7 protein-coding genes are annotated in these 13,752 nt (G+C 40.1%); all 7 read right to left on the reverse strand.

The window, feature by feature from the left end:
* Positions 1–9 precede the first annotated feature (9 nt).
* The 7 genes from LQ201_RS04055 to LQ201_RS04085 all read right to left on the reverse strand — a co-directional run bounded on the left by LQ201_RS04055 (position 10) and on the right by LQ201_RS04085 (position 13,677).
* Positions 10–948, reverse strand: coding sequence for a gliding motility-associated C-terminal domain-containing protein (locus LQ201_RS04055; protein WP_230145461.1), 939 nt, complete (start codon positions 946–948; stop codon positions 10–12).
* 10 nt (positions 949–958) lie between these two features.
* A complete protein-coding gene (locus LQ201_RS04060) occupies positions 959–1,678 on the reverse strand; it encodes a hypothetical protein (RefSeq protein ID WP_230145462.1) in 720 nt (239 codons plus the stop codon).
* Positions 1,679–1,715: 37 nt separating this feature from the next.
* Entirely contained in the window at positions 1,716–3,893 is a 2,178-nt protein-coding gene (locus tag LQ201_RS04065; protein WP_230145463.1) for an Ig-like domain-containing protein, read from the reverse strand.
* A 485-nt stretch (positions 3,894–4,378) separates the two neighbouring features.
* Positions 4,379–5,815 carry an ATP-binding protein gene (locus LQ201_RS04070; RefSeq protein WP_230145464.1) on the reverse strand — a complete coding sequence of 479 codons (1,437 nt, stop codon included), beginning with the start codon at positions 5,813–5,815 and terminating at the stop codon, positions 4,379–4,381.
* 179 nt (positions 5,816–5,994) lie between these two features.
* On the reverse strand, positions 5,995–7,959 hold the full coding sequence (gene glgB, locus LQ201_RS04075; RefSeq protein ID WP_230145465.1) for a 1,4-alpha-glucan branching protein GlgB: 1,965 nt from the start codon (positions 7,957–7,959) through the stop codon (positions 5,995–5,997).
* A gap of 59 nt (positions 7,960–8,018) precedes the next feature.
* Positions 8,019–10,481: a glycoside hydrolase family 31 protein gene (locus LQ201_RS04080; protein WP_230145466.1), complete on the reverse strand. Its 2,463-nt coding sequence runs from the start codon at positions 10,479–10,481 to the stop codon at positions 8,019–8,021.
* A 286-nt stretch (positions 10,482–10,767) separates the two neighbouring features.
* Positions 10,768–13,677: a TonB-dependent receptor gene (locus LQ201_RS04085; protein ID WP_230145467.1), complete on the reverse strand. Its 2,910-nt coding sequence runs from the start codon at positions 13,675–13,677 to the stop codon at positions 10,768–10,770.
* Positions 13,678–13,752 lie beyond the last annotated feature (75 nt).

Here is a 13,752-nt window from a genome sequence, read left to right on the forward strand (position 1 = left end):
TAGTTCCATTTACCTGATAACTGTAACATAACCTTTAAATTCCTGCCATTGAGCACTTGCGGTTTTTACTTTAAGCACATAGAAATACGTTCCATCTACCAAACCATTCGCGGTCCAGTCGTTTAAATAACTATCTTTCTCATAAACTGTGCTTCCCCAGCGGTTAATAATGGTAAGCTGGTTTCCGCTATAACGGTCCAAGCGTTCAACAAAAAAGGTTTCATTTTTTCCATCGCCGTTTGGCGTAAATACGTTCGGAATTTTAAGCCCTGTAATTTCTTTGGTATCAACCGATATATTGTTAGAAGGATCGGGATCTATTTCATTGATGGTAACCCTGGCACTATTAACAACATTACCAGGTTTCATTGCCCTTACATTAATGATCAGCTCAACAAAACTGCCATTGGCAAGTGACGGGATCGCCCAGGAAACTGTCTTGGTTTGATCGTTATAACTTGCGGTACCCACAATAGTTGGATCGACGCTTACAAAGGTTAAATTTTCTGGAAGGTCATCCTTTACCTGGATGTTGGTAGCCTCACCGATCCCGTTGTTGCGCACCAATAAATTGTATTTAAATACCTCGGTATTGATTACCTGTCTGCTTTCAGATCTTTTAACTATGGAAACATCCGCTGATATGGCTGTCTCCATCACCACTTCCTTTTCTTCTGACAGATCGGAGCTACAGCCTCCTAAGCTAAAAGTAATAACAGTATATTTCCCTGCGGTGTTAACCACATAATCTTGCTCGGTAGCACCTAATATGGCATTTCCATTCCTGAACCATTGATAAGAGATAGCACCTGTACCATTGGCCCTCAGTTTAACAGTAACGCCTGGTTTAAGGTTAAGCGTATTCGGATTGCCAGATTGCGCAAAGCATGCTGCTGCAGAAAGCAGCAGCACACCGAGCACAATTATCCTTAATCTGTTAAACATCATTGGTTAAACCTTATGGCGCTACAGCGATAGTTGCTTTGCCTGGTTTAACAGTAACAGTGATTGCTTTGCCGGCAGTTGCAGTACAAGTTGTTGCAGGCACGATCTGAACACCACCTGTAGCATAACTTCCAATAGCCGTGAAAACATACGCGCCCGGAGCCACGCCAGCCTTAAGTGTAAAAGTATCTCCCGAACCGGATGCTGCACCCAAAGTTGTAATATCAGCTACAGCAGTACCTCCTAGCGTTGCCGACCAGACATAAGTCATGGTTACCCCGGTTGGCAATGTTATTGAAGCATCCTTACTCGCCGTAATTACCGTGGCAGCTGTTTGATCGGTACAATAAACACTTCCTGGAGCTGCAACAGCGATAATAGGCGTAGGTAATTTTTCTACAACGGTATTATCAGAGGCATCACTAGGGCAGAGATTCGCATCTGCCGGCTGAACCTGAACAGAATAAGTATGGTTTCCGACAGCTAATCCTGCTGCTATCTGATAAAAAGCATTTGAACCATTATATACTACCGCAGCTTCTGCAGTTCCGTCAACGGTCCATATAATTTTATCGCCATTAACAGGTGTATAACCGGTGAAAGTTGGATTCAATTTTACTGTACCTGTTCCGCACAGGTATACATTTGGCGTCTGTGCAAAGGCACCCAGCGGCAATAAAAACATTAAGAATACAAAGATTCTTAGATTGCGTTTTGTAGATTTTTTCATCATAATGGTTAATTTGTTTGGAGGAAATAACTTATTCTTTTTAATTAATGGATACTATTGGTTTATGTGGCACAAGCTTTACCCTAAAACTAAAAGGGATAGCCCGTTCGCAGCCGTTTGCATTTTTGATGGTCAATACCCCTTGATATACTGCTACCGGTGTATTTGATGGAACGTTGATTGTAATTTCATTTGCTGGCAAGGCTTGATCTGAAACGGCAGGAAGTAAATTTCCAGCCCAGGAGATGCTATAACTAATGGGGTCGAAAACCGGATTAGCGTAAGCAATTTTAGTTATGGTAAGTCCTTCGCAAATACCAGGATTTGGCCCTAAAGTCAAATTTGGCTGTGGATTTACAGTTAAATTAAAATCCACTTTTTTTCCGCAATACGTCGCATCATCAGCAACGGTGTAACTGATGACAGCGCTTCCAGCTGCAATTGCTGCGACCTTGCCCGTGGCATCTATTGTTGCAATAGCTGCATTGCTACTGCTCCAAATGCCAGAAGGATTATCATTGGTTAAAGTTGTGATAGTTCCTGCACACATGGTATTTAGACCAATAACCGGATTTACAACAGCAATAGGTTTAACATTTACCAATACTGCTTTACGGCCCCCAACATTCTTACAGCCTGTTAATGTATTAATTGCTTCTACGTAGTAGGTAGTGTTTGCAGTAAGGGCGGGCGTTGTATAGGTTGCACCAGTATTAAACGGCGTAACTCCATTGGAAACGGCATACCAATTGTAAGTATATTGGGCGATATTGGAATTGCTGACCGCTAACGTAGCCGTAGCTCCACTGCAGATTGTTGTACCCGGAACATCTAGCGGGGGTAATGGATTAACCTTCAGTTTTACGCGGAGTCTTTCAGAAACCCCTGTTACGCAGTAGGTTCTGCTACCTTGTACATAGTAACTATAATCTCCGGCAAGAAGCGAGGATGGAGGAGTATAATTTTCTCCGGTATGCAACAAATTGCCTCCTGTTTCTGCATCATACCATTTATATTCCGTACAGGCCTGTGGATTGTTAACAGAAAAGGTGGTGGTTTCTCCCTGGCAGATGGCCCTGGCATCCTCAGCGATAGGATCAATCAACGTGCGTGGCTTAGCCAATTTCCTTTTAATGTCATAAATCTGAAGTGAGCCCAGCACACCGGCCAATCCACCGGTAGTGATCTCTAAACGATCGTAAACCTCAGTAATCGGAAAGGTGAGTACATATTTATCTGTTGAACCCGGAAAAAGCCTAAGGTTTAGAAAAGTTCCTGTATTATCGAAAGCATCGCCCGCTTTGACCCCATTTAAATAAGGCTGAATGATAAAGCCGGTAAGTAAATTCAGATTAAGTAATCCACCCCCTGGCTTACCTATTATAATGCTCACAGAATCTTTCGGCTGAGAAGGTTTATTAAATATTGCCGTAAGGTATATTTTGTTTAATACAGAGACCCCAACATCCATCAGCGCATAGCTATCATTATCGCTATCTATCGAATTGAAAGGATCAGTTACCTTTCCGGTTGCATTTAACACCCCTCCAATAACAGTAGGCTGTACTCCCGATAAAACATCAATTACTTCATCACAATCAATCTTATCAGTAGTCGTTTCCATAATATAGGCGTGGAAAAGCTTTGTAGACAACGCTACCGAGAGTAAATTGCCCGATACCTTTACATAAATCCCGTTATATATCTGATTGGGTGTGAGTGTAACCTCAATCTCTCCCGAACCGCTAATTACACCCGCTATATTGGTTGAGTTATAAATCGGGAGAGTAGTTGCCGCATATCCCGCATCATGACCCGGACCAAGCAATCCCAATAATGGCCAATCAGCAGCAACGGTATGCAAACCTGTGAATGTTCCTATCTCTACACCGCTTAGAACGCTTAATACTTCGGTAGGGAGCGAAATTTTAATTATAACTGGAGTATTGGCAGGAATTGATCTGGGCGAACCACCAGCAGCACTAAACTGTAAGAATTGGGTCGAAGATGCCAATCCTGCTAAGCCAAGTCCAACACCTAATGTTGATGCATCTTTAACCTGTCCATTAACAGCATTTCCTGCATCTGAAATGGTACCCATAATTAAAGACCCACCCAATACCTTAAATCCGTATTGGACTGATCCCTGAAAATCTGCGTAAGTACGCTTTGTATTTTCACACTGTGCTACAACCTGCGCACGCAAATACGTGGGCATAAGAAAAAGCACAAGCACCAAGAAAGATAGACAAGAGCGTCCTTTCAATTGCTTAAAGTAAAGAGAAAAATAAATAGTTTGTTTGTTTGCTCGTTGATACAAAAGTACGGCGGCTCCTAGGCAAATTATCCGTTCACTTCATTCATTACCCCTCTCACAGCACTATAAAAGCCTATTTTATTGATATTTATCAACAAAACTAAAGAATTCAAAAATTACAGACATCCGGGCGGATAGTCTATGTGAAAATATTCCAACAACTTAGAATAATAGATTTTTTTTGCTGGTAAAAAGAACCTGAAATATCAATCGGTAAGAATAATTGACGGCAAAGAGATTGCGATATTTTTTTTAGCAAATAATACTTGCAAGAGAAAAGAGTTATTGTATCTTTGCACCCTCTCTGGAAGCTTCCACTCCAGAGTTTAAGAAAGCCTTCCAGCAATGGGAGGCTTTTCTTATTTTAAATTGACTGGTCAGTTTGGCTAATCATCAAATAGCACATCCATTGTAATCTCTTTTTGTACCAAACCTGGGTAACGTTCACTATTTGCGACTCCATAAGTTGTAATCATAGTCAAAAACAATGCTTTTCTTGTTCTGGTTTGATATTGAAATACCTTTAGTTTGCTGACTAATTCCTTTTCATAAGATTTAGTAATTTCAAAAGACATAATAGAGAATTTAACTTCACATATATTGATACAAGAATCATTTCGATCAATAAGCAGATCAATCTGAACACCTTGTTCTGCTCTATTTTTTGGCAAATAACGCCAAACAGATATTTCGGTATAAACATTATCTATCCCTATTGCTTTTTTAATCTGAGCAGTATGTTTCATGCAGATACTTTCAAAAGCATATCCGCTCCAGCTTTTCCATGATGTACCCGAATAAAATTTCAGCCAGGTTCCAGCGCCCGTTGCTTTATTGCCGTTAATAAATTTGAGATAAAATATCGAGTACTCATCTGTTAGTTTGTACAAAGCGTCTTTGCTATTTTTTCCAAAGGGAATATAAGGCGTAATAAAACCAGATTCTGCAAGTTCTGCAAGTAGCTGTGTAGCGTAACCGCCGCTGCTTAGCTTACAGACATTAATAATTTCGGTACGTGTTAATCCTTTACCTTTTTTTGCCAATGCCTGAACAATATCAATATGATTTTCTGCTTTATCGAACAACGAGTAATACAGGTTCTTAAATTCTTCAAGAAGCAGCCCATCCTTGGTAAAAAACAGCCTGTCTATAATCTGGGCCACACTCTCGCCAGGCTCTATTTCTTTGAGATACTGTGGTATACCCCCCATAGCCATGTACACCTGAAAAAGCTGGTACTTATCGAGCTTTATTTTTCTGTATTTAAGGTATGCTGCGGTTTCGCCAACAGTAAAAGGAAGAAGTCTTATTCTCCTCGTTACACGGTTATGCAATCCGCCTCGGTTATTAATCACCTTATTGATCATCCAGGAAGCTGCAGACCCACAGATAACAACGATAAGTTTTTTTTGTCTTGAAGCCCAGCTGTTCCAAAAATTTTCAAATGCAGGCAAAAATCCTGAGCGGGGCGTATTAATCCAGGGGAATTCGTCAATAAAAATGATTGTTCTTTCCTTTTTTACCAAGGGGGCGAGGTATTGGACCAGCATTTCAAAGGCAGCTATCCAACTTTCTGGTTTGGCTAAGGGAAAACCACCTGTTACTTTTGTAAGTGCCAAACTAAAGTTTTCTAACTGCTGATTTAACGTTGCGTGATGAATGCCAGAAAATTCAAATGCAATTTCCTTAGTAAAAGCGTTTCTGATTAAATAAGTCTTTCCTACCCTTCTACGCCCATATACAGCAATCAGTTCACTTTCACCAGATTTCTCGATCTTGTTTAGCAGCAATTTTTCTTCAGTTCTTCCTACAACCTGTTCCATAAACATTTAATTTACAGCAACAAATGTAACCAAAAATTGAGTTTTGGCGTAATATAAAAAAACATATTACGCCAAAACTATGCTTTTATATAAGGTTTTGGCGCAATATAAAAACTTATATCACGCCAAAACTATGTGTTTACCTATAATTTTGGCGTGATATAGGAACCAATAATATTTTACTTGGTCTTAAAAATCACTACAGCCAAAGGCGGCAGATCAACAACGACCGAGTATTCCTGCCCGTTATAACCCGCTAGGTCAGGAACAATACCCCCGCGATTATTAATACCGCCTCCATAATAAACAATATCATCAGTATTAAAAATTTCTGTCCATTTGGTTTTAAAAGGGACACCGATTCTATAATTTTCACGCACCACTGGCGTTAAGTTTATCGCGACAACCAAAGTATCTTTTGCTTTTGGTCCTTTGCGCATAAATGTGAAGACAGATTCGTTTGCATTATCGGCATCGAGCCATTGAAAGCCTTCATAACTAAAACTGAAATGATACAATGCTGGTTCTTTGCGATACAGAAAGTTTAAAGCCTTAACGGTTTCCTGCATGCCCTTGTGCGGCGCATATTGAAGCAAATGCCAATCTAGCGATTGCGTAAAGTTCCATTCGTTGGTTTCGCCAAACTCATTCCCCATAAACAGCAGTTTTGCTCCGGGATGGGTGAACATATAACCATAAAGTGCCCTTAAATTTGCAAATTTCTGCCAGTCATCTCCAGGCATTTTATACAACATTGGTGATTTACCGTGTACGACTTCATCATGAGAGAAAGGCAACATAAAATTTTCGGTAAAGGCATAAGTCATACTAAAGCTTAACTGATGGTGGTGGTGTTTCCGGCCGAGGGTTTCTACTTTAAAATACTTTAAGGTATCGTTCATCCAGCCCATCATCCATTTCATGCCAAAACCTAATCCGCCGGCATGTACCGGATGGGTTACACCAGGGTAAGTACTGCTTTCTTCGGCAATGGTCTGTACACCCTCAAAATTTCCATAAACGGCAACATTCAGGTCCTGCAAAAACTGAATGGCCCCAAAGTTTTCACTTCCACCATATTCGTTTGTTGCGGCATCTCCATCTTCTCTGGAGAAATTGAAATATAACATCGATGCTACGGCATCTACCCTTAGGCCATCTGCATGATATTGGTCAATCCAAAACAAGGCATTACTAATTAAAAAAGAGCGTACTTCGTTTCGATCATAATTGAAAATATATGATTTCCAGTCTGGATGAAAACCTTTTCGCATATCGGCGTGTTCGTACAGATGTGTTCCATCAAACTCATATAAACCATGCCTATCACCTGGGAAATGAGAAGGAACCCAATCCAATATCACTGCAATATCTGCTTTATGGAGCTCGTTAATCAGATACATTAAATCCTGTGGAGAACCATAACGCGAACTCGCACCAAAATAACCTGTAATCTGATAACCCCAGCTAGGGAAATACGGAAACTCCATTACAGGCATCAGTTCTACGTGGGTAAAACCCATTTCCTTTACATAAGGCACTAACCTGCCAGCAACTTCCCTGCAGGTCAAAACACGTTCTGGATTATCCGGATCGCGCTCCCAAGAGCCTAGATGTATCTCATATACCGAAATGGGTTGATCCAAAGCATTTATTTTTGCTCTTTTTTTAAGCCAGGCTTTATCTTTCCAGGTATAATCGGTATCCCAAATAATACAAGCTGTTTGTGGAGGATGTTCCCATCTTCTGGCATAGGGATCGCCTTTTAAATGCTCAGATTCGTCAAAACCTTTAACAAAATATTTATAAACTTCGCCCTTTGCAATTCCAGGGATAAAACCTTCCCAGATACCCGATTTATCCCACCGTATGCTCAGCGGATGTGAAGCGTTGTCCCAATCGTTAAAATTACCCACTACACTTACACGGATGGCATTGGGTGCCCAAACCGAAAAATAAGTTCCGGCGGTTCCATCAACAGTAATTAAGTGTGAGCCCATTTTCTCATAAAGCCTAAAATGCTTTCCTACAAGAAAAAGATCGATATCATAATCGGTAAATAAACTGTGGATCCAAACAGATTTCTGTTTATCAGTTTTTGGTTCGGATACTTTTTTTACTGAAACTTTTTTTACTGATGGCATAGGTATTTTGGCTAGATAAATGAAGCCCCAAATACTAAACAGCATTTGGGGCTCAATGTTTACAGACTCAAGATCTGTATTTCTAAGAAGTTCTTATTGCATTTAAAATGCAGGATATTCTGATCATCGGTATAAAAGTCTTTCACCTCTTTATTGTCGATAATGATCTTTTTCACCTGGAATTTTACGCCGATAACATTGCAAACATAAAATTCATAATTAGGCGTATACAATCCTTCATTACGCTGGTTCACTTTAATGGCCTGAGTATCGCCTTTTACAGTGAATTTCTTTTCCAGATAAATATCCTGCTCGTAAGCAAAAGTATCGCCATGATCTTCGTACATGTATGAATTAACCTCGTAATCGCTATGATAAATATTCAATACCACTTCGGTAATAGATTTTTCATCAACATATTGCATTACCGGATATTCTGGCAAAACTGTACCTGCCCTTACAAACATTGGCATACTATCGATTTTTGCATCAACCGTATATTCGTTACCGCCATCCAGGATTTCGTTGGTCCAGAAATTATACCAGGTGCCTTTTGGGAGGTAAACTTTTCTAGATATTGCACCCTGTTCTAAAACCGGGCATATCAATAGTTTATCACCATAGCAAAATTCATCCTGACGGAAACTGTTGCTGATATTTTCTTGCTCAAGCATCACTAAAGGTCTTAAAATAGGAAAGCCATAACGGTGATGCTCCCAGAAAACCGAATATAGATAAGGCATTAAACGATATCTTAATTCGATAAACTTACGGTTGATATCTTCGAAAAACTGCCCAAAGCTCCAGGGTTCACGTTCTGCTGTATCGCCGGCAGAGTGTGCCCGCATAAAGGGAGAAAATGTACCTAGTTGAATCCAACGGGTAAACAACTCTCCATCTGGCTCACCACTAAATCCGCCGATATCTGTTCCACAGAAAGGCACACCAGAAACCGATAAACGCTGGCACTGTATATTTCCGATCTTTAAATGCTCCCAGGTTGCGATATTATCGCCGGTCCAAACACTTGCATAACGCTGCATGCCCGCATAACCAGCCCTTGTAATCGTAAACGGACGTTTATTGCGCATCAGTTTTTTTAAGCCCTCGTAGGTAGAACGCACCATCTGCATGCCGTAAACATTGTGTGCCTTACGGTGTGAGCCTCGGTAACCATCATAATTATGGCGGACATCGTTGGGGAAAGTTCCTGAACCAAACACAGCTGGTTCGTTCATATCGTTCCAGAAACCTGCAACGCCCATATCTACCAGCTCTTTATATAAATTACCCCACCAGCTCCGTACTTTTGGATTGGTAAAATCGGGAAACTGACAGCGCCCTGGCCAAACATGCCCTTCCATATAATAATCGTCGCTGCGGCGACAGAAAAATCTCTTTTCTTTACCTTCTTTAAACACCCAGTAATCGTCATCTACCTTAATTCCAGGATCGATCATCACCACCGTTTTAAAACCATCATCAGATAGCTCTTTGATCATTCTCCGCGGATCTGGAAAGTATTTTTTGTTCCAGGTAAAACAACGGTAGCCATCCATGTAATCGATGTCCAGATAAATGGCATCGCAAGGGATTTTACGTTCCCTGAACTGTTTGGCTATTTCTTTAACCTTTGTTTCAGGATAATAACTCCAGCGGCACTGCTGATAACCCAAAGTCCATTTTGGTGGCATTGGGTGTGTTCCCGTTAAAGTTGCATAACGTTTTACCACATCCATAATATGCGGGCCATGGATATAATAGTATTGCAGTTCTCCGCCATCGGCCCAGAAACTGGTTTTATTTACATCCTCGGATCCGAAATCGAAATACGATTTAAAGGTATTATCGAAAAAGATACCATAGGCCGCCTGATTGTGCAAACCGATATAAAAAGGTATAGTACGATAAAGTGGGTCCTGGTTCCAACCGAAGGAGTAAGCATCGGTATTCCAGTTTTCGAAACGGCGACCGCGCAGGTTAAAATTACCAGATTTATCACCCAAACCGAAGAAATTTTCTTCAGGGTGGCATTTTTTCGTTGCGTAGATATAATAACCACCAAAATCTACATTTTCTTCCCAGTGCATAGAATTGGCTTCATCAACCATTACTACATTGGTAATATTATCAGAAAAAGAAATATGGAAGTTTGCTTTTTCTATTTTACAGGTTACTGCATGGGTAGAAATCGTAAAATGATCATCATGTTCCTGCATTTTAAAAACAGACACTTTTTGATCTACTTCGGGTACGGCATAAGAAAAATCCTCTAAGAAAACGCCATGAGGAGCCAGGCGAACGCGGATAATATCGTCGCTTACCACCCGGACTTCTACTCTTGCATCGCCATCAGAAAAATAAAAACGGTTGCCCTCCTTTTTTACTTTTTTAACTGCACCGAGATATTGTTTAACAATTGGCTTTACCGATATATCAACTGGATTGTTTAAATGCTGTATTTCTTGCTCTTTTTCGACCAGATCACTTGTCTCGTTAGGTTTGTCGTTTTGCGCTTCCATCCTTATTTATTCAAAATTTTAAATTCATGGCTCTTAAACCGGGATGTGCTTAAGAAAGTACTATAATACAAATATTTTACAAAAGGGATGTAGCTTTTTTATGAAAAGATTGTTTTAATAGTGTGTTTTTTACACTAAGCTATTTATTTTCATTTTATTTTTGGGCTACATTGACATTAAATCAAGCTATTGCATGGCAAAACCATAAAGGAGAAATTGATAATCAGTGCACAAAAAAGCCTTCTATACTTTAAGCATAGAAGGCCCTTAAAACTCAATTAACTGGTTATGGATTAAAACTAATGGCTACGTAATAGATAGCGCCAGCTGATGGATTTCCGTAAGAAGTAAAATAATATTTGTTCAGCACGTTAGAACCGCCAAGTTTAATGATTGATTGTACTGAAGGGATCCTTAAACTTACCTGCGCATCTAAAGAGCTGTATGCAGGCACCTGACCTGAGGCAAAAGAAGAATTCCAGTAGAATTGATCTTGCCAACGGTATGCCAAATTAAAACCAAAGTTTTTAATAATTTCTTTATTGCCAAAACCCAGGTTGTAACGGATTTTCGGGGTATTGAAATCGTTAATGTAATTAACTGGTAAATCGCCGATTTCATTATAGGAAACGTTGCCGCTGATGGTATATTTACCCACTAAATAATCTAAACCTAAAGCCGCACCATAAGAAGTTACTTTACCTTCTGCATTAACCGGAACACCGAATTTCACAAAACTTCCACCTACATTCTGATAAACATCTACAGCAGTAATAAAATCTTTATAAATGTTGTAATAACCATAAGCATCAACCAATAAATTAGGAAGGAGCAATCCTTTATAACCTAACTCATAAGATTGAACACTCTCCGGACGGACACCCCTTGCATCAAAAGTATATTGTTGCAACAATGCCGGGTTAGGTGTTCCTGTTGCAGCTGCCGAGGCTAAGAACGCACGGTAACTTACGTCGGTATAAGGCTTATTACTATCAAGATGGTACTTAGAAAACATGATTTCTGGCAAGCCGCCAATCAATCTTTGAGAACCTCCACCTACCGAAAGGTCGATGTATTGATTTTGTGTGGTTGGGTTACGGTAACCTGTTTGATAAGAAACCCTGATGTTGTTGTTTTTTGCAACTGTGAACACCCCAGTTACCCTTGGCGTAAACCGGCCTTCAAAATTCTGACTTTTATCATAACGACCTGCAAAAGTAAATTTAACCTTATCGTTAAAAAGTTTTTTGCCTATCTGCGCAAATGCACCGTATTCTTTAATATCGATAGAATTTGTCAAGTCATTAAAAATTGTTCCAGCCGAATTTAAGTCATATAAACGGTATGATGCACCAGCCTGAAACTCCACCACTTTATCAAAAAGATTGGTAAAGTTGTACATTCCCTCATAATGGTAAAGGTTAGATTTATCATCGAATTTTGCACCATAAATACCTTTACTAGGATCTGAGGCACTGATGGTGGTGTTCATAATCTGATCCTTAGCCTGAATAAACTGCGGAGAACCAGGTGAGAAACGTCCCTGATCGGCAACACTTCTGGCAAAAGCCTGTGCTTGTACATCAGTTTGCCCTGCCGCTCTTGCACCTACATAATTACCAATATATTGTGGGAACCAGCTTGTTGATGGTTTTGATAATTCATTAATATAACTACCCAAAATAGAAGAAATATAAGAATCACCCGAACGTTCCTGCGTAGTATAGGCTTTCAGAAAGAAATCTTCACCTTTTAATTCTAATTTATATTGCCCGATATTAAAATTGCGGAGCGAATAACGGTCAGAACCGGTATATACCGAAGTTCCTGTTCCCCAATTGGCCTGTCCAACTATTTGTACTGTATTGCTGATGTTGTAATATAACGCACCAGATGCTTTTAACGACTTGGTACTATAATCAACCAGGTTTTCTTCATTATAACCAGTTCTTGAAATATTTTGATTAGGGATTAAACCTGCTTTCAAACCAACATAAAAAGGAAAATAATTCTGTACCGGACCACGCAATGCAGATGGTAATCCCGCCAAAAACCCCGCTTGCTGGGCTGCATTTGGAATGGCGGTACCAAAAGTCCCGTCCATTAATGTTTTAATGTTTGGTATTAAACCACCAGACCCTGTATTAATTCCGGCAATGGTTGCATTTTGAACACTTAGCGCCACATTACGCATATTTTGGCTTACCTCATCACCGTAAACGTTGATTCCGTCGTAATTTGGGTCGCTGTTTCTATCGCCAGATTTTGCAGTTCTCGCTACCCTATCGAAGTTTGAATAGTTATTCCCGTACCAGTCTTTGGCCTGCAAGAACGAAAATGCCGCTTTTACGCCAAACTTATTGTTCCATGATTTTGCCATGCGCACATCCAACTGATTGAAGGGTTGCACACTGCTATTGTCATCATTTACATGGTTTACCCCTGTTTTATACTGAAAGCTTGCACCTGGATATTTAAAAGGATCTTTTGAGGTCATCAATAGTGTTCCATTAATACCACCTGCACCATAAAGAGCAGATGAAGCACCTGGCAGGAGTTCAACATTATCTACATCGAGCTCGGTTATACCCACAATATTACCCACTGAGAAGTTCAGTCCAGGGGCCTGGTTATCCATTCCATCAATATATTGGTTAAAACGGGTATTACCATTTGAATTGAAACCACGTGTATTAATCGACTTGAAAGTTAAACTCTGCATACTGCTTTCTACACCTTTCATATTGTTCAAAGCATCGTAAAATGATGGTGCCGCAATTTCCCTTATAGAGGCTGCACTCATCCGCTCGATAGAAACCGGTGATTCTAAAATACGTTCAGGAGTACGCGATGCCGAAACAACCACATCCCCTCCTAAAACCACTGCCGTTTCCAGTTCCAGGTTAATTCCCGTAGCATTCCCGGTAATCTGCTGTTCTACTGTACCATAGCCCACGTAAGACGCTACCAGCGTAAAGGGAACTTTAGCTGTTGTTGTAAACGTAAAACTACCGTTGCTTGTGGATGCTGTGCCACCAGAATGGCCTTTGATGGTTAAACTCACCCCAGCTAGGCCTTCTTTCGATTGCTTGTCTTTTACGGTACCGCTAACCGTAATACTCTGTGCTTGTGCCGCAACGTTGCCTGCGTACACAAATAATAACACATAAAAGATCTGTGTAAAAATTCTGCTCATAAACGATTGTTAATTTGGTTGTTTGTATTATTAGTTATATAAACTTAAATTCTTTTTTTGAATTAAACAAATTAT

The sequence above is a fragment of the Pedobacter sp. Bi126 genome (assembly GCF_918698245.1).
Taxonomy (GTDB): domain Bacteria; phylum Bacteroidota; class Bacteroidia; order Sphingobacteriales; family Sphingobacteriaceae; genus Pedobacter.

Bases quoted from the DNA above. Each gene is read 5' to 3' on its own strand.
- LQ201_RS04055 (WP_230145461.1), bottom strand. From the start codon at position 948: ATGATGTTTAACAGATTAAGGATAATTGTGCTCGGTGTGCTGCTGCTT.
- LQ201_RS04060 (WP_230145462.1), bottom strand. From the start codon at position 1,678: ATGATGAAAAAATCTACAAAACGCAATCTAAGAATCTTTGTATTCTTA.
- LQ201_RS04065 (WP_230145463.1), bottom strand. From the start codon at position 3,893: ATGCCCACGTATTTGCGTGCGCAGGTTGTAGCACAGTGTGAAAATACA.
- LQ201_RS04070 (WP_230145464.1), bottom strand. From the start codon at position 5,815: ATGGAACAGGTTGTAGGAAGAACTGAAGAAAAATTGCTGCTAAACAAG.
- glgB (WP_230145465.1), bottom strand. From the start codon at position 7,959: ATGCCATCAGTAAAAAAAGTTTCAGTAAAAAAAGTATCCGAACCAAAA.
- LQ201_RS04080 (WP_230145466.1), bottom strand. From the start codon at position 10,481: ATGGAAGCGCAAAACGACAAACCTAACGAGACAAGTGATCTGGTCGAA.
- LQ201_RS04085 (WP_230145467.1), bottom strand. From the start codon at position 13,677: ATGAGCAGAATTTTTACACAGATCTTTTATGTGTTATTATTTGTGTAC.